Origin of the sequence: Pseudomonas sp. FeN3W (genome assembly GCA_030263805.2) — a bacterium.
Classification (GTDB): domain Bacteria; phylum Pseudomonadota; class Gammaproteobacteria; order Pseudomonadales; family Pseudomonadaceae; genus Stutzerimonas; species Stutzerimonas stutzeri_G.
The window spans coordinates 3,109,258-3,130,864 of sequence record CP136010.1 but is presented as its reverse complement, the minus strand read 5'-3'; the positions used below and the strand labels follow the sequence as shown (position 1 = coordinate 3,130,864).

General features: G+C 64.0%; 18 protein-coding genes. 6 read left to right on the top strand and 12 right to left on the bottom strand.

Annotated elements, in window-relative coordinates:
* The first annotated feature begins 343 nt into the window (after positions 1–343).
* Together P5704_014885 and P5704_014880 are read left to right on the top strand one after the other, a co-directional pair.
* Positions 344–1,309, top strand: a complete 966-nt coding sequence (locus tag P5704_014885) for a TAXI family TRAP transporter solute-binding subunit (protein WOF77346.1) — start codon at positions 344–346, stop codon at positions 1,307–1,309.
* Between the two features lie 120 nt (positions 1,310–1,429).
* Complete coding sequence (locus P5704_014880) at positions 1,430–3,982, top strand: TRAP transporter permease (protein ID WOF77345.1); 2,553 nt, start codon at positions 1,430–1,432, stop codon at positions 3,980–3,982.
* A gap of 114 nt (positions 3,983–4,096) precedes the next feature.
* Here the strand turns inward: P5704_014880 and P5704_014875 are convergent, their stop codons facing one another.
* The 4 genes from P5704_014875 to P5704_014860 form a co-directional block, all read right to left on the bottom strand.
* Positions 4,097–5,326, bottom strand: coding sequence for a nucleoside recognition domain-containing protein (locus P5704_014875; GenBank protein ID WOF77344.1), 1,230 nt, complete (start codon positions 5,324–5,326; stop codon positions 4,097–4,099).
* A gap of 444 nt (positions 5,327–5,770) precedes the next feature.
* Positions 5,771–5,941 carry a DUF1328 domain-containing protein gene (locus tag P5704_014870; GenBank protein WOF77343.1) on the bottom strand — a complete coding sequence of 57 codons (171 nt, stop codon included), beginning with the start codon at positions 5,939–5,941 and terminating at the stop codon, positions 5,771–5,773.
* A 109-nt stretch (positions 5,942–6,050) separates the two neighbouring features.
* The gene (locus P5704_014865) at positions 6,051–6,287 is read right to left on the bottom strand and encodes a hypothetical protein (protein ID WOF77342.1); all 237 of its coding nucleotides are present in this window, start codon (positions 6,285–6,287) and stop codon (positions 6,051–6,053) included.
* A 183-nt stretch (positions 6,288–6,470) separates the two neighbouring features.
* Positions 6,471–6,902 (bottom strand): PA2169 family four-helix-bundle protein, encoded by a 432-nt coding sequence (locus tag P5704_014860; GenBank protein WOF77341.1) that lies wholly within the window; start codon positions 6,900–6,902, stop codon positions 6,471–6,473.
* A gap of 307 nt (positions 6,903–7,209) precedes the next feature.
* On the opposite strand from P5704_014860, the gene algB reads away from it, so the two are divergent.
* Genes algB through P5704_014845 form a run of 3 tightly spaced genes read left to right on the top strand, consistent with a single transcriptional unit; the run spans position 7,210 to position 10,766 of the window.
* Positions 7,210–8,556 carry a sigma-54-dependent response regulator transcription factor AlgB gene (gene algB, locus P5704_014855; protein ID WOF77340.1) on the top strand — a complete coding sequence of 449 codons (1,347 nt, stop codon included), beginning with the start codon at positions 7,210–7,212 and terminating at the stop codon, positions 8,554–8,556.
* Complete coding sequence (locus P5704_014850; protein WOF77339.1) at positions 8,553–10,340, top strand: KinB sensor domain-containing domain; 1,788 nt, start codon at positions 8,553–8,555, stop codon at positions 10,338–10,340. The genes algB and P5704_014850 overlap by 4 nt, the downstream gene beginning before the upstream one ends.
* Positions 10,341–10,361: 21 nt before the next feature.
* Complete coding sequence (locus P5704_014845) at positions 10,362–10,766, top strand: DUF1330 domain-containing protein (protein WOF77338.1); 405 nt, start codon at positions 10,362–10,364, stop codon at positions 10,764–10,766.
* Between the two features lies 1 nt (position 10,767).
* Here P5704_014845 and P5704_014840 read toward each other — a convergent pair whose 3' ends face one another.
* The 5 genes from P5704_014840 to P5704_014820 all read right to left on the bottom strand — a co-directional run bounded on the left by P5704_014840 (position 10,768) and on the right by P5704_014820 (position 15,822).
* Complete coding sequence (locus P5704_014840) at positions 10,768–11,556, bottom strand: N-acetylmuramoyl-L-alanine amidase (protein WOF77337.1); 789 nt, start codon at positions 11,554–11,556, stop codon at positions 10,768–10,770.
* 130 nt (positions 11,557–11,686) lie between these two features.
* A complete protein-coding gene (locus tag P5704_014835; protein WOF77336.1) occupies positions 11,687–13,504 on the bottom strand; it encodes a diguanylate cyclase in 1,818 nt (605 codons plus the stop codon).
* Positions 13,501–14,370, bottom strand: a complete 870-nt coding sequence (locus P5704_014830) for an endonuclease/exonuclease/phosphatase family protein (GenBank protein WOF77335.1) — start codon at positions 14,368–14,370, stop codon at positions 13,501–13,503. The genes P5704_014835 and P5704_014830 overlap by 4 nt, the downstream gene beginning before the upstream one ends.
* Before the next feature lie 6 nt (positions 14,371–14,376).
* The gene (locus tag P5704_014825; protein WOF77334.1) at positions 14,377–15,006 is read right to left on the bottom strand and encodes a thiol:disulfide interchange protein DsbA/DsbL; all 630 of its coding nucleotides are present in this window, start codon (positions 15,004–15,006) and stop codon (positions 14,377–14,379) included.
* Between the two features lie 183 nt (positions 15,007–15,189).
* A complete protein-coding gene (locus tag P5704_014820; GenBank protein WOF77333.1) occupies positions 15,190–15,822 on the bottom strand; it encodes a c-type cytochrome in 633 nt (210 codons plus the stop codon).
* A gap of 267 nt (positions 15,823–16,089) precedes the next feature.
* On the opposite strand from P5704_014820, the gene yihA reads away from it, so the two are divergent.
* Complete coding sequence (gene yihA, locus P5704_014815; protein ID WOF77332.1) at positions 16,090–16,743, top strand: ribosome biogenesis GTP-binding protein YihA/YsxC; 654 nt, start codon at positions 16,090–16,092, stop codon at positions 16,741–16,743.
* Positions 16,744–16,940: 197 nt separating this feature from the next.
* Here yihA and gcvP read toward each other — a convergent pair whose 3' ends face one another.
* From gcvP to gcvT, 3 genes are read right to left on the bottom strand one after another with little or no spacing between them, the layout of a single operon-like run.
* Positions 16,941–19,817 (bottom strand): aminomethyl-transferring glycine dehydrogenase, encoded by a 2,877-nt coding sequence (gene gcvP, locus P5704_014810; GenBank protein ID WOF77331.1) that lies wholly within the window; start codon positions 19,815–19,817, stop codon positions 16,941–16,943.
* Positions 19,818–19,876: 59 nt separating this feature from the next.
* Positions 19,877–20,266, bottom strand: a complete 390-nt coding sequence (gene gcvH, locus P5704_014805) for a glycine cleavage system protein GcvH (protein WOF77330.1) — start codon at positions 20,264–20,266, stop codon at positions 19,877–19,879.
* 52 nt (positions 20,267–20,318) lie between these two features.
* Positions 20,319–21,401 carry a glycine cleavage system aminomethyltransferase GcvT gene (gene gcvT, locus P5704_014800; GenBank protein ID WOF77329.1) on the bottom strand — a complete coding sequence of 361 codons (1,083 nt, stop codon included), beginning with the start codon at positions 21,399–21,401 and terminating at the stop codon, positions 20,319–20,321.
* Positions 21,402–21,607 lie beyond the last annotated feature (206 nt).

Below are 21,607 nucleotides of genomic sequence, written 5' to 3'. Positions count from 1 at the left end.
GTCTCCTCGCCTGGAGACTAATGTCATATTGACATCATCCGCTTCGAATGACAATGCACCTGAAGTCCTACTCCGCCGGTCGGCTTTTGCAGTCAGCATGGCTGACAATCACTAAAGCTATACTTACATATAACAATGTACAGCATATGTATAAAAAAAGATGTCGCCTCACGCGCAACCCTTCTGCCGTCATCCGGTCCTAGCCAATGGGGCGCGACGCTTGCCCGGCTCGACATGGCTGGTCCGCAGGCTGTTACCGACGCGGTCGCCTGCTAGACTCAAGTTCCGCGCAGACTCACAAGGGATGCCGGGAATCCGAAAACAACCAAAAAGGAGTGCATCCATGAAAGGCAAATCCTTGGCATGGATCTTTACCGCTGCTCTGGCGGGAACCGGCCTGAGCGCAGTGGCACAGGCGCAAGAGAAGTTCGTCACCATCGGCACGGGCGGCCAGACCGGCGTTTATTACGTTGCCGGGCAATCGATCTGCCGCTTCGTCAACCGCAACGCGGAAAACATCAAGTGCAACGCGCCGGCGAGCGGCGGCGGCGTGGCCAACGTCAACGGCCTGCGCAGTGGCGAGTTCAACTTCGGCATCATGCAGTCGGACCATCAGTACAAGGCGATGGAAGGCGTGGCGCCGTTCGAGAAGGAAGGCAAGATGAACGACATCCGTGCCGTCTTCTCGCTGCAGAGCGAAGTCTTCACCGTGCTGGCGCGTCGCGACGCCAACATCAAGGGCCTCGATGATCTGAAGGGCAAGCGCGTCAACATCGGCAACCCCGGTTCCGGCCAGCGCGACACCCTCGAAGAAATCATGAAGGAAAAGGGCTGGGACAAGTCGGCCTTCTCCCTCGCCGCCGAACTGAAACCGGCCGAGCAGGCCAGCGCGCTGGGCGACAACAACATCGACGCCATGACCTACTTCGTCGGTCATCCGAATGGCGCCATCCAGGAAGCCACCACCACCGTCGATGCGGTCCTGGTGCCGATCACCGGCCCGGAGATCGACAAACTGCTGGCTGCCAAGAGCTACTACACCAAGGCCGAGATCCCAGGCGGCCTGTACAAGGGCAACGACCAGCCGACGCAGTCCATCGGCGGCAAGGCCGTGCTGTCCACTACCGCCAAGGTCGATGCCGAAGTGGTCTACCAGCTGGTGAAGTCGGTGTTCGAGAACATCGAGCGCTTCCAGCGTCTGCACCCGGCATTCAAGGATCTCAAGCCGGAAGAAATGATCGAAGTCGGCCTGAGCGCGCCGCTGCATGAAGGCGCCGAGCGTTACTACAAGGAACGCGGCTGGCTGTAAGGCTAACCGGGGTCGCGTCGCGGATGCGGCCCTGATCGTCGATGCCTTAGCCGAAAACCCGTGCGCCCCATGGCCACGGGTTTTCGCGGTTCCGTTACCTGAAAAAACAGGCCTCAATTCATGCAAGACAAACAACTGTCCACCGAGGAACTGATCGCCCAAGATGTCGGTGCGCGCTTGCCCGAAGGCCCGATGGCCGCGGTCATCGCCGGGCTGGCGCTGCTCTGGTCGCTGTTCCAGCTGTGGATCGCCTCGCCGCTGCCCTTCGTGCTCGGGTTCGGCGTGCTGAACGACACCGAGACCCGTTCGATCCATCTGGCGTTCGCGCTGCTGCTGGCGTTTCTCGCCTACCCGGCCTTCAAGAAATCGCCCAGAGACCGCGTACCGCTGTTCGACATCGCCCTGGGACTGATCGCTGCCGCGACCGCCGCCTATCTGTTCATCGCTTACGAACAACTGGCGCAGCGCCCCGGCAATCTGACCACCATGGACCTGATCACGGCCTGCCTCGGCATTCCGCTGCTGCTGGAAGCCACGCGCCGGGCACTCGGCCCGCCACTGGCGATCATTGCTCTGGTATTCCTCGTCTATAGCGTCGCCGGCCCCTGGATGCCCGGCCTGCTGGCCCATCGCGGGGTGAGCTTCACCGCACTGGCCAATCACCAGTGGATCACCACCGAAGGCGTGTTCGGTATCGCCCTTGGCGTTTCCACCAGTTTCGTCTTTCTTTTCGTGCTGTTCGGCGCACTGCTCGAACGCGCCGGCGCCGGGCATTACTTCATCCAGCTGGCCTTCAGCATGCTCGGGCATTTCCGTGGCGGCCCGGCCAAGGCCGCAGTCGTGGCGTCGGGCATGACCGGCCTGATTTCCGGCTCGTCGATCGCCAATGTGGTCACCACCGGCACCTTCACCATCCCGATGATGAAACGCACCGGTTTCTCGGCCGAGAAGGCCGGCGCGGTGGAAGTCGCCTCATCGGTGAACGGCCAGATCATGCCGCCGGTGATGGGCGCTGCAGCGTTCCTGATGGTCGAGTACGTCGGCATTCCCTATGTCGAGGTCATCAAGCATGCGTTCCTTCCCGCGCTGATCTCCTATATCGCGCTGGTCTACATCGTTCACCTGGAGTCGCTCAAGCTGGGGCTGACCGCATTGCCGCGGGCCAACGTCGCCAAGCCGTGGATGCAGCGCCTGATCGGCTTCGCCTTCGGCGCGGCGCTGATTTCCGGCCTGTCGCTGGGCGTCTATTACGGGCTTGGCTGGCTGAAGCCGGCGCTCGGCGATGCCGCGCTGTGGGTCATTGGCGTCCTGCTGGCGCTGGTCTATCTGGGCCTGCTGAAAGTCGCCGCAAGCAATCCGCCGCTACCCCATGAAGACCCTGACACCCCGCTCGAGCAGCTGCCCGAGACGCGTCCGGTGCTGCTCTCCGGCCTGCACTTCCTGCTGCCGGTGGTGGTGCTGGTCTGGTGCCTGATGATCGAGCGCCTGTCGCCCGGCCTGTCGGCATTCTGGGGTTCGGTGATGCTGGTGATCATCCTCCTCACCCAGCGTCCGTTGCTGTCGATGCTGCGCAAGGATGGCAGCCACGAGCACGGCACCTTCATGGATGGCGTCATCGATCTGCGCGAAGGCCTGATCGCCGGTGCGCGCAACATGATCGGCATCGGCATCGCCACCGCGGCGGCCGGCATCATCGTCGGCGCCGTGTCGCAGACCGGCGTCGGCCTGGTGCTGGCCGACCTGGTCGAGCTGCTGTCGATGGGCAATCTGCTGCTGATGCTGCTGCTCACGGCCTTCCTCAGCCTGATCCTCGGCATGGGCCTGCCGACCACCGCCAACTACATCGTGGTGTCCAGCCTGCTGGCACCGGTGGTGGTGGCGCTGGGGCAGCAGAACGGCCTGATCGTGCCGTTGATCGCGGTGCACCTGTTCGTCTTCTACTTCGGCATCATGGCCGACGTTACCCCGCCGGTGGGTCTGGCTTCGTTCGCTGCCGCGGCGGTGTCCAAGGGCGACCCGATCAAGACCGGCATCACCGCCTTCTACTACAGCCTGCGCACGGCTGCGCTGCCGTTCCTGTTCATCTTCAACACCGACCTGCTGCTGATCGGCGTGGATTTCTGGCACGGTGTGCTGATCTTCGTCGTGGCGACCATCGCCATGCTGATCTTCGCCGCCGGCACCCAGGGCTACTTCCTGGTGCGCAGCCGCTGGTACGAGAGCCTGTTGCTGCTGCTGGTGGCCTTCACCCTGTTCCGCCCGGGATTCTGGATGGACATCATCCACGACCCCTATCGCGACATCGAGCCAGCCGCGCTGGTCGAGACGCTGGAACAGGTGGAAGAAGACAGTCAGCTGCGCCTGCGCGTGCTGGGTGAAGACGATGTCGGCGACCCACGCGAGTTCGTCGTGCTACTGGCCATTCCGGAAGGCGGAAGCGGCGAAGAGAAGCTCGAGAAGATCGGCCTGATGATGTACGAGGAAGATGGCAAGGTTCTGATCGACAGTGTGACCTTCGGCAGTCCGGCCGCCGAAGCGGGCCTGGAGTTCGACCAACAGATCCTGCGTGTGCGCGCTCCGACCGATCGCTGGCCGAAGGAATTCATGTGGGTTCCGGGCTTCCTGCTGTTCGGACTGATCGTCTGGATGCAGCGGCGACGCCGCCAGCGCTGACTGCAGTCGCTACAACGAGAAACCCCGGCCACAGGACATGTGGCCGGGGTTTCTTTTTTCGCTCGTGATCAACGCCCGGCCATGACTCGGAACCGAGCAGCGCCTAGCTTCGGATCAGCCGAAGAACCAGTAGCACACGGCAATCGCGGCAATGATACCGGCCAGATCCGCCACTATCGCGCAACCCACGGCGTGGCGCGCGCGCTGAATACCTACCGCGCCGAAATACACCGCCAGCACGTAGAACGTCGTCTCGGTACTTCCCTGCACCGTCGCCGCCACCAGGGCCGGGAAGCTGTCCACCCCCTGGCTCTGCATGGTCTCGATCAGCATCGCCCGCGCCGCACTGCCGGAAAACGGTTTGACCAGTGCAGTCGGCAGGGCATCGACGAACCGCGTGTCCCAGCCCAGCTCCTCCACCAGCCAGCGAATGCCTTCCAGACCGATATCCAGCGCGCCGGATGCGCGCAGGGCGCCGATCGCGCAGAGCATGGCGATCAGGTAGGGCAACAGGCTCTTGGCGACATCGAAGCCCTCCTTCGCGCCCTCGACGAACGCCTCGTACACCGGCACCTTGCGCAGCGCGCCGACGACCAGAAAGGCGATGATCAGCCCGAACAGGGTCAGGTTGCCCAGCAACGAAGACAACGACGCCAGCGCCGTCGCCGACAGCCCCGCCAGCAGCGCCATGAAGCCACCGAGCAACAGCGCACCGGGAATGAAGTAGGCCAGTACCACCGGGTCCCACAGGCGCAGCCGCTGCACCAGCGCCACCGCCAGCAGGCCGGCCAGCGAAGACGCACTGGTCGCCAGGAGGATAGGCAGAAAGACCAGGGTCGGGTCTTCCGCGCCCTGCTGCACGCGGTACATGAAGATCGACACCGGCAATAACGTCAGCGACGAGGTGTTGAGCACCAGAAACAGAATCTGCGCATTACTGGCCACGGTCGGCAGCGGATTGAGCTCCTGCAGGGCACGCATCGCCTTGAGGCCGATTGGCGTGGCAGCGTTGTCCAACCCGAGGCCGTTGGCGGCGAAGTTCAGGGTGATCAGTCCCAGCGCCGGATGGCCTGCCGGTACTTCGGGCATCAGGCGGCGGAACAATGGCCCGAGCAGACGCGCCAGGAGTTCGATGAGCCCGGCCTTTTCCGCGATGCGCAGAAACCCCAGCCACAGCGTCAAGGTGCCGAACAGCACGATCATCACTTCTACGGCCAGCTTGGCCATGGCGAACAGGCTTTCCACCAGGGCGGCGAACACTGCAGGGTCGCCACCGATCAGCCAGCGCCCGAGGGCGGCAACCGCGGCAATCAGAAAAAAGCCCAGCCAGAGGCCGTTGAGCATGTCGTTCTCCCGTCGAAAGCTGGACGCGATGATAGCGGTGCCGGCGCGCAGGGGTCATCCGCAGATCAGCAGACGGTAAAGACGCAGATCAGCAGACGGTAAAGACAACAGGAACTGGAAAACGATGAGAGGGAGGAGCTGAGAAAGACGATACGAGGCGAATCAAGCAGTTATTGCTGCATGCCGGGAGCGATGACGCTCCCGGCCGCAGCTTCACAGAACCCGGCCCTATAAGAAGGAGGTACTCCCTGTACCCCTAGGTCACTCCGCGACGCAGAACAACCCGACCCCCTGGTTCCCCCCGCTGAGGGGTGAAGCGCGCGGAGCGGTTAGGCCCGCGCGCTCTGGATCACCTTCGAAAGCCGAACATGACCCGGCGAAATTGGCATCCTATGCCGCTGCAACTCCTCAATCAGCCGCCCTTGCGGGCGGCCATCGATTGCATCACACGCGTGGACCGCGACCGCGGCCGAAGATCAGCGACGCTACGAACAGAACCAGGAAGACCACGAACAGGATCTTGGCGATACCCGTTGCAGTGCCTGCGATACCACCGAAGCCCAGTACCGCAGCGATGATGGCGATGATCAGGAAGGTAATGGCCCAACTCAGCATGGTGTGACTCCTCTTGTTTCAGGAACGGTTCTCAGCGGACCGGACAGTCCGATCGGCATCGAGTGTGTTAAGCATCCCTGCTGATTCGCTTGCACGTCCCCTTCGTTGCTCAGAACACCCAGCGCTGTTCAGACGGCGCCTGGCGATAGTCGATGGTCTGCGGCTCTTGGCCGGTCCGCATGAGCTCAATAGGTTGAGCGTCATACATGCCGATTCGTTCCGCTGAATTCTGTTGCGCCTGGCTGAGCGGTTGCGACAGCGGGCGCTCGGCACCCATGATCAGCATGACTACCGCAGCAGAAAGAAACCCCTTGCTGGCCAATGAAAAGCGGGCTTGGCGATTCATTCTCAACTCCTTCTAAGCGTGGCGACGTCGTTTCGTTGAGTGAGATATTGCAGGCACCGTGCCAGCCCGCATCGCAAATTTAAATCCTTTTAAATCAATAAGTTAGTGATTTTTATCGACATTCTTGCAACTCAATTTGCATGAGCTCCCCAGCAGCGCCGGGCGTTTTGCACGAATGAACGCTCAATGCTTGGCCTCCTTGAGCTGACGCATGCGCTCATGGCAGGTACGCAGCTTGGGCAGCTCGATGGCGAGCAACGCCCTGACATCCGGCTCGGCGTCGCCGACGGCATCCTCGAAGGCGTGCAGAATGTTCGCTTCGGTCTGTTCCAGCTGGTCGACATAAGCCGTATCGTGGTCGCCGATGCGTGACCGAGCGTCGGCATAGAGTTCGCGCATCCGCCCGGTCAGCGTCCCGCCTTGCGACGGATGCTCATGACTGGCCGCAACCTTCACGCTGAGCGCCTGGATGATCTGGGTTTTTGCTTGAGCCATATCGCGAAACAGGTGCTGCAGTTCGACGTTCTTTACTTCGTCGGCGGCATGCTGGTAGAAACGCTGCCCGTCGCGGGTGATCTCGATAAGCTCGTTGAGCTGACTCATGGAATGATTCATGACACCTCCTGCATGGTTGCGACAGATGTGCGTCACGTCCGCTCGGCGTGAAGTGACGCCCTTCGTTCAGAGTCGCAAGCCGCATGCCAGGTGGGGTGCGGGCACCAGCGGTAATCAAATCAGTCACTTGAGCGATGCCATCGCAGGCGCCGGAGTGCAGCATGCAGGAAAGCCGTGCTGACACCGTGCAACTTGCAAGACTTTTCATAGACTAAGGTCTCGCCAGCAACGCAACGGCGCCGCCCGGCGCTCGACACACCATAATCAAGCATTCAAGCGACCGATTCGCCTTTTGATGGGAGCATCCATGGACCAAACGACGGACAACGGCGGACGCATCCTCCTGGTGGATGACGAAGCGGCGATCCTGCGTACCTTTCGTTATTGCCTGGAGGATCGTGGCTACACGGTGATGACCGCCGCCAGCGCCGCGCAGGCCGAGGCCATTCTGCAGCGCCAGGTGTTCGACCTGTGCTTTCTCGACCTGAGACTCGGCGAAGACAATGGCCTGGACGTGTTGCAACAGATGCGCCTGCTCGCACCCTGGATGCGCGTGGTCATCGTCACCGCCCATTCCGCCGTCGACACTGCCGTGGACGCCATGCAGGCCGGTGCCGCGGATTACCTGCTCAAGCCATGCAGCCCGGAACAGCTGCGCCTGTCCGCCGCCAAGCAGCTGGAAGTCCGCCAGATGGCGGCCCGGCTGGAAGCGCTGGAAGGCGAGATGAAGCAGCGCAGCGACGCCCTCGGTTCGCACAGCCCGTCGATGATGGCCGTGCTGGAAACCGCGCGGCAGGTGGCAGACACCGACGCCAACATTCTCATCCTCGGCGAATCGGGTACCGGCAAGGGTGAACTGGCGCGTGCCATCCATACCTGGAGCCGGCGCTCGAAGAAGGCCTTCGTCACCATCAACTGCCCGTCGCTGTCGGCCGACCTGATGGAAAGCGAGCTGTTCGGCCACAACCGCGGCGCCTTCACCGGCGCGACGGAGAGCACGCTGGGCCGGGTCAACCAGGCCGACGGCGGCACGCTGTTCCTCGACGAAATCGGTGACTTCCCGCTGGCGCTGCAACCCAAGCTGCTGCGCTTCATTCAGGACAAGGAATACGAGCGGGTCGGCGACCCGGTCACCCGCCGCGCCGATGTGCGCATCCTCGCGGCAACCAACCTGAACCTCGAAGAAATGGTCCGCGAAGGCAAGTTCCGCGAGGACCTGCTGTATCGCCTCAACGTCATTACCCTCAATCTGCCGCCCATGCGCGAGCGCCCCGAGGACGTACTGACACTGGCCGAACGCTTTCTCGCCTCGTTCGTGAAGAACTATGGCCGCCCTGCGCGTGGTTTCAGCGATGCGGCGGCGGCCGCACTGAAGACCTACCGCTGGCCGGGCAACGTGCGTGAACTGCGCAACGTGGTGGAGCGGGCGAGCATCATCTGCCCACAGCAGATGATCGAAGTCAGCCACCTCGGACTGGGCGAACAGGTAGGCAGCAACGCGCCACGCATCGGTGAGCCGCTCAGCCTGGAAGCGCTGGAGAAAGCCCATATCGCCGGCGTACTGAGCACCAGCGACACCCTCGAGCAGGCAGCCCGCATCCTGGGCATCGACGCCTCGACCCTCTACCGAAAACGCAAGCAGTACGGCCTATGAAACTCCAGATGAAGCTGCGGACCCGCCTGTTTCTCGGCTTCTCCGCGCTGATGACGGTTGCGCTGCTGGGCCTGCTGCTGGCGCTGGTCAGCGTCATGCAGATGGCCAAGAGCCAGGAACAGCTGATCCGCAACAACTTCGCCATCATCGAGATCAACCAGCAACTGCGACAGACGCTGGGCAACCACCTGATCGTGATGCTCACCGACAGCAGGCGCAGCGAAGCGCTGGAACCGCTGAGTCAATCGTTCCAGCAGACGCTCGAGCGCGGCATCGCCGAGGCCAGCGACGAGGCCGATCGGCAGGCATTCCAGGCCGTCGCCAGCGCCTATGCCAGCTTTCTGCAGCAGGTCGATGCAGCCAGCAACCAGAACCTGACGCTGCTGGAAGACAACCCACTCAGCCAAGCCTTCAATCAGGTGCGCAGCCTGATGACCGACATGCAGCGCACGGCGTACGACAAGATCCGCGATACCGAGCTGCGCAGCCGTGACCGGGCGTCGCTGCTTGCCGGCCTGCTGGGTCTGACGGCGATCGCGGTACTGCTGATCGGCTTCATCACCGCGCACAGCTTCGCCCGCCGCTTCGGCGAACCGATCGAACGACTGTCCGCCGCCGCCGACCAGATCGGACGCGGCGACTTCAACATCTCCCTGCCGACACCGCACATCGCCGAGCTGTCCTCGCTGAGCCGCCGCTTCGGCCTGATGGCCCAAGCGCTGCACGAGTTCAAGCAGACCAACGTGGAGGCGCTGGTCAATGGCCAGCAGCGTCTGCAGGCGCTGCTCGACAGCATCGACGACGGCCTGCTGATCGTCGACCGCGACGGGCGTCTGGAACACGCCAACCCGGTTGCCCAGCGGCAGCTGGCCTGGGAGAACGAGCACCTCGGCTCGACTCTCGGCGAAGCGCTCGGCTACCCGGACCTGGACAATGCCGCGCGGCAGGTGCTGGACGACAAACCGCTGTCCGACCCACCCGAGGACCTGACCATCGAGGCCGACGGTGAGCGCCGTCTGCTGGCCTGGCGCATCAGCCCAGTCAGCCATCACGACGGCAGCATCAGCGGCGCGGTCATGGTGCTGCATGACGTCACCGATCAGCGCACCTTCGAACGCGTGCGCAACGAGTTCGTGCTGCGCGCCTCCCATGAGCTGCGCACGCCGGTCACCGGCATGCAGATGGCCTTCAGCCTGCTGCGCGAACGCCTGCGCTACCCGGCCGGCAGCCGCGAGTCGGACCTGTTCGACACCGTGCACGAGGAAATGCAGCGACTGGTCCGACTGATCAATGACCTGCTCAACTTCTCGCGCTACCAGAGTGGCCAGCAGAAGCTGGAGCTGGAGCAATGCCACATTCCCGAACTGCTCGAGGCCGCGCGGCAGCGCTTCGAAGTCAACGCCGCCGAACAGGAGGTTCAGCTCAAGCTGGAGCTGCAGCAGCCGCTGCCGACGCTGATGCTCGACCGTCAGCAGATCGAGCGGGTGATGGACAACCTGCTGAGCAATGCCCTGCGCCACACGCCCAAGGGCGGCGAGGTACGGCTGCTGGCACGGCACCACGGCGAGCGGATGATCCTCAGCGTCGAGGACAACGGCGAAGGCATTCCCTACAGCCAGCAAGCGCGCATCTTCGAGCCGTTCGTGCAGATCGGTCGCCGCCGTGGCGGTGCCGGACTGGGCCTTGCCTTATGCAAGGAAATCGCTCAGCTGCATGGTGGGCGTATCGGCGTGCATTCACGGATCGGCCACGGCACCATCTTCTACGTTGCGCTGCCGATCTGACGGCGCCATCGAGGAGACCACATGCCGAGTTTGAACCCCAGCCCCGAACAGCTCGCCGACTTCGCTGCGGCGATGCCTTCGGGCGTGCCGATCCTGATGCTCAACCTGCTGCGCTACAACGACCAGGCGAGCTATCCGTCAGGTAGCCAGCACAGTCCGTGCAGCGGTCGCGAGGCGTACGCCCGCTACAGCCGCGTGGCGCTGGCCAAGGTGCAGGCCTGCGGCGGCGCGGTGGAAATCAGGACCAAGGCCCATGCCGCGCTGATCGCCCCGCCGGACGAGCAGTGGGATGACCTGCTGCTGGTCAGCTATCCGTCCAAGGAAGCCTTCCTGGCGATGATCGGCGACAGCGACTATCAGGCTGCTGCCGAGCACCGTAGCGCTGCGCTGGCCGACTCGAGATTGATCGGCACCACCCGCTACTGAGTCAGCGCCCCGCCTGATTGCCGAGCACCTGCAGCATCGCGGCGGTCTCGGCATCGGGTTCGCCATCGAAGCGAGCCGGGCGGTATTTCATCTGGAATGCAGCGATCACGTTACGCGTCTCGTCATCCAGATGGCCGTGGCGCGGCACCCGGTAACCCTGCGCCGCCAATGCATCCTGGAACCAGGTGATCGTCGGCAGGCCGCCCGATGCGTAGCGCATCCGCTCGGCCGCCACCGCATCGGTGTCGGGCCAGGGCAGCAGTCCCTCCTCGGCCAGGCGTTTCCAGGGGAACAGCGGCCCCGGATCGACCTTGCGCTGCGCAGCGATGTCGCTGTGACCGATGATGGCGCCCGGCTTGAGGTCGTGGCGCGCCATGATGTCCTTGAGCAACAGCACCAGCGCGTCGATCTGCTCCTCGGAGTACGGATACCAGAGCCGGCGCCCATCGGCGCTTTCCACGTAGCCGCGGTTGACCAGTTCGATGCCGATCGACGTCGCGTTGAGCCAGGTGCGCCCGTTCCACTCACTCTCGCCGGCATGCCAGGCGCGGCGGTTTTCATCCACCAGCCGGTAGATGGTCGCCGGCGATTCGCCGATCAGGTAGTGGCTGCTGACATCGCGGCCGCTGAGCAGCTGCAGCGAGCGGGGCAGGTCGGTCGAGGTGTAATGCAGGACGATGAACTGGGCGCGGCTGTCATGGCCGGTCGAGCTGTAGCTGGTATCGATGCGCGGACCACTGGCGCAACCGGCCAGCAGCAGGAGCATCAGGGTGGCAGTGATGGTTTTCATCGGGACGACCTCTGTGTCGACGGCGAAATGACGCAGATGAGCAGCAGCCCGTTGCGCGGGGCGCCACTCATGTCGGTGTGGTGAGGGGCGTGATTATACCGGCCGATCGAGGCCGGGCCAGGGCAGCCGGTCAGGCCGCCTCGACGCGATTGCGCCCCGAATCCTTGGCTCGGTAGAGTGCGCTGTCGGCACGCTCGAAGGCGCGCTCGGTGCTGTCGCCTTCGCTGAATGCGGTCAGACCGGCCGAGAGCGTGATGGCAACACGCTCGCCCTTGAAGTGGAACGGGCAGCTACCGATCGAGTCACGCAGCGACTCCATCAACTGCAAGCCTGCCTCGTAAGGCGTGTTGGGCAGCAGCACGACGAATTCCTCGCCACCGAAGCGGGCGATGAAGTCGGTCTTGCGCAGGCGCTTGTGCAGCTCGCTGCCAATGATCTTCAGCACCCGATCACCAGCCAGGTGGCCGTAGCCATCGTTGACCCGCTTGAAGTGGTCGACGTCCAGCACGGCCAGCAGCAAGTCGCCGCCGTAACGCTGCCAGCGGGCGAACTCGAGCTCCAGTCGCTCGTTCCATGCCGCCCGGTTGGGCAGGCCGGTCAGCGGGTCCTGCAGCGCTTTCTGACGCTGCTCTTCCAGGTGCCCACGCAGGCCACGGGCTGCCTGTTCGAGGCTGCCGACCCGGCTGACCAGCTGCTGCAGACGCTCACCGAGCTTCTGCTCCTGCTCGCTGCGCTGTTGCCGGTAGGTGTCCACCGTGGTCAGCAGGCCATCCAGGCGCGCCTCGACCACCTGCTTCAGGCTGGTCAGATCCGTGGCCTGGCGCATGCTGTCCTGCAACCCGCCAACCTGTTCACGCAACTCCGCATCCAGTGCCTGAGCGGCGTCGCGTCCTTCATTATGGCCCTGGTGCGCGGCGAGGAGATTTTCCTGCATCGCGGTCAGGCGCTCGTTGAGCGTCTGCAGGTAGTTTTCGAAATCCCGCTGGCCCTGGTCGCTGAAGGCGATCATCAGCATTGCCAGATCATCCAGCACCGGCACCAGCTCGTACCAGTTCAAGCCGTGCTGAATGCGCGCACGCAGTGTCTGCAATTGTGGCTGGTGCTGCTCCGGCAGATGAAGGCTGTCCAGCAGGCTGCCGAGGGTCGCCTCCACGCGGTCCGCGACGACGCTGAACGCGGGCTCCGGCGAATCCGGCAGGGCGAACTCAGCAGCGTTCTGCTGCGCTTCGGTTTGCGCTGCAGCCTCTTCCTCGGCCGGTGCTTCGGGCGCCGCTGCAAGCGGCATGTCGTCGAACAGCGGGGCAGCCTGAACGGCAGGCTTGGGCAGCCCAAGCACTTGCGCTACTACCGGGCCAGCGTCGTCCTCATTGACCGCGGCAGGCGGCGGGGTTTGCTCACTCCGCTCGACGGCAGGCGCCAGCGGCATGTCTCGTCCGCCAAACAGGCGCTTCAGAAAACCGCTCTGCTGAGGCGCCGCCAGCCCCTGCAAATCCAGCACCTGGCCCTGCAAGTCACTCAGCTCGCCGAGCAGCACCGGCAGCTCACGCAGCCTGGCAGCACGCTGATCCAGCTCCTTGGCGAATCGCTTGAGCGGCTTACGCAATTCCGCTGGCACCGACATGCCCAACAGTTGGGAAACCAGCCGATGCAAAGCCTCGGTCAGGCGAACGGCCCGCTCCTGGCGGTGGCGTTCGGATTCCAGCACAGCCCTTTCCAGGCGCGGCACCAGCTGGCTGAGGCCCTCGTCCAGATCGCCGTCGCGGAGGACCTCGCGCATCTCGTGCAGGCAGCGCTCGACCGCAGGATCGGCGCCCTCCACCGCCAGGCTGCTGCGTACCAGGCTACGTCGCAGCAGATCGACGCGCTGCTCCCAGCGCGCTTCGAGCTGCTCCTGCCGCTCGGCGAGCTGGAGATACTTTTCCTTCCAGCGTTCGATTTCTTCGCTCATTTCGTTTCTTGTACCTGTACCGGCAGGGAATCGGCCTGAAGCGAGTCCGGCAAGCGGATCTCCACTGCCACTGGCAGATGATCGGAGATCGGCAGTGCCAGCACATCGACGCGTTCCAGCGTCAGGCTCGGGCTGAGCAGAATATGATCCAGACAGCGTTGCGGCCGCCAGCTCGGGAAGGTCGCTTCGATCTGCGGGGCGAGCAGGCCGAGATCGCGCAGTGGCGAATTCTCCAGCAGATCATTGGCATGAGTGTTCATGTCGCCCATCAACACCTGATGCCGATAGCCGCCGATCAGCTCGCGGATATAGGCCAGCTGGCGCGTCCGCGTGCCGCCCCCCAGGGCCAGGTGCATCATCACCACCACCAGCGCATCCGGCCCTTCGCCGAAGCGCAACAGAATCGCCCCGCGACCCGAAGGCCCGGGCAGCGGGTGATCTTCCAGGCCTTGAGGTTCGAGCCGGCTGAGGACCCCGTTGCTGTGCTGGGCGAAACGCCCGAGGTTGCGGTTGAGCTGCTGATACCAGTAGGGAAAGGCACCCAGATGAGCCAGATGTTCGACCTGATTGACGTAACCGGAGCGCAGGCTGCCGCCGTCGGCCTCCTGCAGGGCGACCAGGTCATAGTTACCCAATACTTCGCCGATGCGCTGCAGGTTGCCGGCACGACCGGGATGCGGCAGCAGATGCTGCCAGCTGCGCGTCAGATAGTGGTGGTAGCGCTCGGTGCTGATACCGACCTGGATGTTGAAGCTGAGCAGCCTTAGCCGGCCATCGGCTGGCAGCCCGCTACTGGCCAGGCACTGCGAATTGACACGCGCCTTGCCAGGGCCGGCAAGGCGTGGAGCGCTCCAACGGCGCAGCATCGTGGGTTACCGCGCTGCGCGTTCTTTTTCGATGAGGAAGTCCGCCACCTGCAGCGTACGCTGCGGGCCGCCGGACGAGCCGAGGTCGAAACGGTACTTGCCGTTGACGATCATCACCGGTACGCCGGTGATCTGGTAGGCCATGCCGAGCTTCTTCGCCTGCTCTACCCGGCTACGCACACCGAAAGAGTTGTAGGCCTTGAGGAACGCCTGCTTGTCGATGCCCTGACCTGCGAGGAAATCAGCCATTTCCTCGGGAGTGGCGAGCTTCTTGCGTTCCTGGTGATAGGCCGCGAATACCGCGTCATGCACCTTCTGTTCGACACCCATGGATTCCAGGGCGATGAACAGCTGTCCATGCGCATTCCAGATGCCACCGAACATGGCCGGGATACGCTTGAACTGAACGTCATCCGGCAACTGCTCGGCCCAGGGTTTGATCACCGGTTCGAACTGATAGCAGTGCGGGCAGCCGTACCAGAACAGCTCGACCACTTCGATCTTGCCCGGATCGGCAACGGGGACCGGGCTGCTCAGCTCGACATATTCCTTGCCGGCCTGAAACTCCGCTGCCTGGGCTGCAACACCGAACAGGCTCGCAGCGGTAAAAACGGCAGTGAGTAGGAAATTGCGCATGAAATACTCCTGTATACGACGGACCGATGGCGCAACAGGCTGCAGCAAAACGCCAGGACTCGCCAGCGTTTTTCATCCGCCCGTATAAAGCCGTGACGAAGATTGTGTAGCCAGGTGTGAAAACGCAAAAAGGGCGCCGGAGCCAACGGCCCCGACGCCCTTCTGTTCAACCTGCCGCGATTATCAGTGCAGGCCCTGGATGTAGCTGGACAGCGCTTCGATGTCCTTGTTGCTCAGCTTGGCGGCGATGCCACGCATGATCATGGTATCGCCGTCGTTGGTGCGGTTGCCTTCGCGGAAATCGGTCAGCTGCTTGGCGGTGTACGCGGCATGCTGGCCACCCAGGTGCGGGAAGCCGGCCAGCTCATTACCGACGCCGTTGGGCGCGTGGCAACCGGTACAAGCCGGCATGCCCTGATCGAGCTTGCCGCCACGGAACAGTTTCTCGCCCTGCTCCGCCAGTGCCGGATCGGCGTAGCCGACGCTGCCCTTCTGGCTGGAGAAGTAGGCGGCGATGTCTTCCAGATCCTGATCGCTCAGCGGGTCCAGCATGCCGGTCATTTCCAGCACCTTGCGACCGACGCCTTCCTCGGCGCCCGGTGTGCTGCCGGCCTTGATGTCATGCAGCTGCTTGAGCAGGTAACGCTCACCCTGGCCAGCCAGTTTCGGGAAATTCGGCGCCGGGCTGTTGCCATCGACACCGTGGCACGCACCACACACTGCAACTTTGCCCTGACCAGCTTCGGCGTCTCCAGCCGCGTGGGCCATACCGGTGATGCCAAGGGTCAACAGCAGACTCACGAGTACTTTGTTCATCAGCTAATCCAACTACGGCTAAGGGTTTGAAAGGAATTCATCGGGTCGCGCACGGCAATCGAGCCGGGGCGACGCTCGTTATAGTGGCACGCTGGGCATCCGCATTGCGGTGGTCACTACCGCCGCACCGGCATCCGGATCAGGCTGAACACCACACGTGGCCCGATATCAGGCCAAAGCGCACATAAAAACTGCGGCATTATATACTTCCGTTCCTGAAACGGAAACGAACCATTGCCGCACCCGCGTGCACTCACCGGAACGACCATGCTACCGAAAAACCCGATTCTCGGCCTTTGCCAACAGGCCTCCTTCATGATCAGCGCCGCCAAGGTCGATCAGTGCCCGGCCGACGAGGGTCTGGAAGTAGCCTTTGCCGGCCGTTCCAACGCAGGCAAGTCGAGCGCGCTGAACACCCTGACCCATGCCAACCTGGCACGCACCTCGAAGACCCCGGGCCGCACCCAGCTGCTCAACTTCTTCCGTCTCGACGATGATCGCCGACTGGTCGATCTGCCCGGCTACGGCTACGCCAAGGTACCGATCCCGCTCAAGCAGCATTGGCAGCGCCACCTGGAAGCCTACCTGGGCAGCCGCGAGAGCCTGGCCGGAGTGTTCCTGATGATGGATATCCGCCACCCGCTGACCGAGTTCGACCGCATGATGCTGGACTGGGCGAGCGCCAGCCAGATGCCCTTGCACATCCTGCTGACCAAATCCGACAAGTTGGCTTTCGGCGCCGCAAAGAACGCGTTGCTGGCCATCCAGCGCGACATCCGCAAGGGCTGGGGCGCCGACGTCAGCGTCCAGCTATTCTCGGCACCGAAGCGGCAGGGTGTCGAGGAAGCGCAGCTGGTGCTGGCGAACTGGCTGGGGATGCTGGACGAGGCAGCCGAAGACGAACACGAGCCTGAGGCCTAGGGTGGATCAGGCCTCCCATCCACCGCACTCCTGCGCGGGAACTCCGGTGGATGTGAAAAGCGCCAGCCAACCTACGGTCTCCGGCGCCACCGGCTAGCCCCACCCTGAGGCGCTCCCGGCGATCACGTCCATTTGATCTCCGCATATAGAGCAGGGTGGCCGCCGAGAATCGACGCCCGCCCAGCCTTCAGCGCAACTCAGTCGCGATAGGCATCCACCGGCACGCAGGCGCAGAACAGGTTGCGATCGCCATAGACGTTGTCCACCCGGTTCACCGCCGGCCAATACTTGTGGGCACGGCAGTGGGCACTCGGCGTTACCGCTTCGGCGATGCTGTACGGCCGATCCCAATCGCCGATCACGTCAGCCAACGTATGCGGCGCGCGCACCAGCGGATTGTTGTCCGCCGGCCACTCACCGCCCTGCACCTTGGCGATCTCCGCACGGATGCTCAGCATCGCTTCGACGAAGCGATCCAGCTCGGCTTTCGACTCGCTCTCGGTGGGCTCGATCATCAATGTACCGGGCACCGGGAAGGACATGGTCGGCGCGTGGAAGCCGTAGTCCATCAGGCGCTTGGCGACGTCCTCCTCGCTGATTCCGGTCGAGGCCTTGAGCGGACGCAGGTCGAGAATGCACTCGTGGGCGACGCGGCCGTTGCGCCCCGCGTAGAGCACGGGAAACGCATCGCCCAGGCGCTTGGCCAGGTAGTTGGCGCCGAGAATCGCGACCTCGGTGGCGTCGCGCAGCTGCGGCCCCATCATCGCGATGTACATCCAGCTGATCGGCAGGATGCTGGCACTGCCCCAGGGTGCAGCGCTGACCGCACCGTTGCCCGGCTGCGGACCTTCCAGTTCGACCACCGGGTGATTGGCCACGAACGGCGCCAGATGCGCCTTGATGCCGATCGGCCCCATGCCCGGTCCGCCACCGCCGTGCGGGATGCAGAAGGTCTTGTGCAGGTTCATGTGCGAAACATCGGCACCGATGTCCGCCGGCCGCGCCAGACCGACCTGGGCGTTGAGGTTGGCGCCATCCATGTAGACCTGGCCGCCGTGGGCGTGGATCGCGGCGCAGATCTCGCGCACGTTCTCCTCGTAGACGCCGTGGGTCGACGGATAGGTGATCATCAGGCAGGACAGCCGGTCGCCGGCTTCGGCGGCCTTGCGCTTGAGGTCCTCGAGATCGACGTTGCCGCCCTTGTCGCACTCGACGATGACCACACGCATGCTGACCATCTGCGCCGACGCCGGGTTGGTGCCATGTGCCGAGGATGGAATCAGGCAGATGTCGCGCTGCCCTTCGCCGCGGCTCTCGTGGTACTTGCGGATCGCAACGAGGCCGGCATATTCGCCCTGGGCACCGGAGTTGGGCTGCATGCTGATCGCATCGAAACCGGTGATCGCGCAGAGCCAGGCTTCCAGCTCGTCGATCATCAGCTTGTAGCCCTGGGCCTGACCGCGCGGAACGAACGGATGCAGGTTGGCGAACTCGGCCCAGGTGATCGGGATCATCTCGCTGGTAGCGTTGAGTTTCATGGTGCAGGAGCCGAGCGGAATCATCGCCTGGTTCAGCGCCAGGTCCTTGTTCTCCAGCTGCTTGAGGTAGCGCAGCATCTCGGTTTCGCTGTGATGCGAGTTGAAAACCGGGTGGCTGAGGTAGCCGCTCTCGCGCTGCAGCGACTCGGGAATGCCACCGGCCAGCTCTCTGGCATCCAGCGCGGCGATGTCGAGGCCGTGATCGGCCCCGAGGAAGATCGCCAGCAGCTGCTCGACGGTGCGTTCGTCGCAGGTCTCGTCGAGGCTCACGCCCAGCCGGCTGCGGCCGAGGATGCGCAGGTTGATCTGCGCCGCTTCAGCGCTTTCGATGATGGCGATCTGCGCGCCACCGACCTCGAGGGTCAGGGTGTCGAAGAAATGCTGGTTGACCCGCACGATACCCTTCTGCTCGAGGCCCGTGGCGAGGATGGCGGTCAGCCGTTGGACGCGCTGGGCGATGCGCTTGAGACCCTGCGGGCCGTGGTAGACGGCGTAGAAGCCGGCGATGTTGGCCAGCAGCACCTGCGCGGTGCAGATGTTGGAGTTGGCCTTCTCGCGACGGATGTGCTGCTCGCGGGTCTGCAGTGCCATGCGCAGCGCGGTATTACCGCGAACGTCCTTGGACACGCCGATGATGCGTCCCGGCATGCCACGCTTGAACTCGTCGCGGCTGGCGAAGTAGGCCGCGTGCGGGCCGCCGTAGCCCATCGGCACGCCGAAGCGCTGGGTCGAGCCGAGCACCACGTCGGCGCCCAGCTCGCCCGGCGGGGTCAGCAACAGCAGACTGAGCAGATCGGCGGCGACGCAGGCCAGCGCCTGCTGCGCGTGCAGCTGCTCGATGGCCGGACGCAGGTCGCGGATCTCGCCATGGGTGTCGGGGTACTGCAGCAGCGCACCGAATACTTCCTGCCCGGTCAGCTCGTCCAGCGTGCCGACCACCAGTTCGAAGCCGAACGCCTCGGCACGGGTCTGCACGACGGAGAGCGTCTGCGGATGGCAGTTCTCCTCGACGAAGAAGCGGTTGCTCTTGCTCTTGGCCATGCGCCGGGCCAGGGTCATGGCCTCGGCCGCCGCGGTGCCCTCATCCAGCAGCGAAGCGTTGGCCAGATCGAGTCCGGTGAGATCGATGATCATCTGCTGATAGTTCAGCAGCGCTTCCAGGCGACCCTGGGCGATTTCCGGCTGATAGGGGGTGTAGGCGGTGTACCAGCCCGGGTTCTCCAGCACGTTGCGCAGGATCACCGGTGGGGTGATGGTACCGTGGTAGCCCATGCCGATCAGGCTGGTCCAGAGCTGATTCTGCTCCGCATAGCCGCGCAGCTTGGCCAGCGCGGCCTGCTCGTCCAGCGCCGGCGGCAGGCTCAGCTCGTCCTGCAGGCGGATCGCCGGCGGCACGGTCTGCTCGATCAGCTGCTCGCGACTGGTCAGGCCCAGGGCGTCGAGCATGGCCTGCTGTTCGCCCTGATCCGGGCCGAGGTGACGGCGCAGGAAGGCATCGGGTTGCTGGAGTTGGGAAAGGCTCGGCATATACGGCATGGTCGCTACTCTCGGAAAAAACAAAAGCCCCGACAGAGCGGGGCTTTTGCGGATGATGCTTAGGCGTCGGCGTCGCAGGCGGCCTGGTAGCCGGCTGCGTCGAGCAGCTTGTCCAGCTCCGACGTATCGCTCGGCTGCAGGCGGAAGAACCAGCTGCCGTAGGGGTCGCTGTTGACCAGCTCCGGCGAATCGGCAAGCGCCTCGTTGACCGCGATCACCTCGCCGGCCACCGGCGCATAGATGTCGGACGCGGCTTTCACCGACTCGACCACGCCGGCTTCCTGACCGGCATTGAGCTGGCGCCCGACCTCGGGCAGCTCGACGTAGACCACATCCCCCAGCGCTTCCTGGGCGTGATCGGAGATACCGACGGTGATGCTGCCGTCCGCTTCGAGACGGGCCCACTCGTGGCTGGCGGCGTAACGCAGATCGCTGGGGATATTGCTCATTGTTGGGTCCTCAAGGCTGTTGACAGCAGTCGCGCAAAACAGTCGGTCGAATTTACACCAGTACCTTGCCGTGGCGCACGAATGTCGGCTGCACGACCCGCACCGGATACCACTTGCCACGAATCTCCACTTCCGCGCGCTCGGCGGTGCCGGCCGGCACACGGGCCAGGGCGATGGATTTGCCAAGCGTAGGAGAAAAACTGCCGCTGGTGATCTCGCCGTCGCCGACGCCATTCACCCGCACCACCTGATGGGCACGCAGCACGCCGCGCTCTTCCAATACCAGACCGACCAGTTTGGGCAGGTCGTCACGCGCCTGCTGCTGCTCCAGGGCGGCGCGGCCGACGAAGTCGCGCTCGGCCGGCTCCCAGGCCACGGTCCAGCCCATGTTGGCAGCCAGTGGCGAAACCTCCTCGGTCATGTCCTGGCCGTACAGATTGAGTCCGGCCTCCAGACGCAGAGTGTCGCGCGCGCCAAGGCCGATCGGCGGGATACCGGCGCCGACCAGCTCGCTGAGAAAGTCCGGTGCCTGCTCGGCCGGCAGGATGATCTCCAGACCATCTTCGCCGGTGTAGCCGGTACGCCCGATGAACCAGTCGCCGTCTGCCATACCCTGGAACGGCTTGAGGTCGTGAATCAGCCCGGCCCGGGCCTGGCTCACCAGCTCGGAGGTACGCGCCCGGGCATGCGGCCCCTGGATGGCCAGCATGGCCAGTTCGGGGCGCTCCCTGACCTCGACGGCAAAGCCGGCCGCCTGGGCCTGCATCCAGGCCAGGTCCTTGTCGCGGGTACTGGCGTTGACCACCAGGCGATACCCCCAGTCGGTCAGGTAGACGATGAGGTCGTCGATCACCCCGCCGCGCTCGTTGAGCATCGCCGTGTAGAGCGCCCGACCGGTGCTTTTCAGGCGCGCCACGTCGTTGGCCAGCAAGCGCTGCAGATAGTCGCGGGCCTGCTCGCCGGAGACATCGACCACGGTCATGTGCGAGACGTCGAATACGCCGCAGTCACGACGAACCTGATGATGTTCTTCTACCTGGGAGCCGTAATGCAGTGGCATGTCCCAGCCACCGAAGTCGACCATCTTGGCACCGAGCGCAAGGTGCTGATCGTAGAGGGGAGTACGCTGACCCATGGGTTTCTCCTTCCGGGCAGGTCGCCGAATCGGCATTGGAAAAGTCAGTAAGGCCGGGCCCTGCGGAGGTCGGCGACTTTCGAATGGCGCGCATTGTAGCCCCAAGGTGGCAGCAGGTCACGGCGGATCAGGCGGCAGGAGACTGGAGGTCGAGTCGCGGCCCGTGGTAGCGCGGCTGCGTCACTCAGCGCCCTGCTGGAAAAGCT

Excerpts from the sequence above, each read along its gene's own strand:
- P5704_014880 (WOF77345.1), top strand. The coding sequence starts at position 1,430 with ATGCAAGACAAACAACTGTCCACCGAGGAACTGATCGCCCAAGATGTC.
- P5704_014870 (WOF77343.1), bottom strand. The coding sequence starts at position 5,941 with ATGCTGAGTTGGGCCATTACCTTCCTGATCATCGCCATCATCGCTGCG.
- gcvT (WOF77329.1), bottom strand. The coding sequence starts at position 21,401 with ATGGGTCAGCGTACTCCCCTCTACGATCAGCACCTTGCGCTCGGTGCC.
- P5704_014820 (WOF77333.1), bottom strand. The coding sequence starts at position 15,822 with ATGAACAAAGTACTCGTGAGTCTGCTGTTGACCCTTGGCATCACCGGT.
- yihA (WOF77332.1), top strand. The coding sequence starts at position 16,090 with ATGCTACCGAAAAACCCGATTCTCGGCCTTTGCCAACAGGCCTCCTTC.
- P5704_014835 (WOF77336.1), bottom strand. The coding sequence starts at position 13,504 with ATGAGCGAAGAAATCGAACGCTGGAAGGAAAAGTATCTCCAGCTCGCC.
- P5704_014845 (WOF77338.1), top strand. The coding sequence starts at position 10,362 with ATGCCGAGTTTGAACCCCAGCCCCGAACAGCTCGCCGACTTCGCTGCG.
- gcvP (WOF77331.1), bottom strand. The coding sequence starts at position 19,817 with ATGCCGTATATGCCGAGCCTTTCCCAACTCCAGCAACCCGATGCCTTC.
- P5704_014830 (WOF77335.1), bottom strand. The coding sequence starts at position 14,370 with ATGCTGCGCCGTTGGAGCGCTCCACGCCTTGCCGGCCCTGGCAAGGCG.
- P5704_014885 (WOF77346.1), top strand. The coding sequence starts at position 344 with ATGAAAGGCAAATCCTTGGCATGGATCTTTACCGCTGCTCTGGCGGGA.
- P5704_014860 (WOF77341.1), bottom strand. The coding sequence starts at position 6,902 with ATGAATCATTCCATGAGTCAGCTCAACGAGCTTATCGAGATCACCCGC.
- P5704_014850 (WOF77339.1), top strand. The coding sequence starts at position 8,553 with ATGAAACTCCAGATGAAGCTGCGGACCCGCCTGTTTCTCGGCTTCTCC.
- algB (WOF77340.1), top strand. The coding sequence starts at position 7,210 with ATGGACCAAACGACGGACAACGGCGGACGCATCCTCCTGGTGGATGAC.
- P5704_014875 (WOF77344.1), bottom strand. The coding sequence starts at position 5,326 with ATGCTCAACGGCCTCTGGCTGGGCTTTTTTCTGATTGCCGCGGTTGCC.
- gcvH (WOF77330.1), bottom strand. The coding sequence starts at position 20,266 with ATGAGCAATATCCCCAGCGATCTGCGTTACGCCGCCAGCCACGAGTGG.
- P5704_014865 (WOF77342.1), bottom strand. The coding sequence starts at position 6,287 with ATGAATCGCCAAGCCCGCTTTTCATTGGCCAGCAAGGGGTTTCTTTCT.
- P5704_014840 (WOF77337.1), bottom strand. The coding sequence starts at position 11,556 with ATGAAAACCATCACTGCCACCCTGATGCTCCTGCTGCTGGCCGGTTGC.
- P5704_014825 (WOF77334.1), bottom strand. The coding sequence starts at position 15,006 with ATGCGCAATTTCCTACTCACTGCCGTTTTTACCGCTGCGAGCCTGTTC.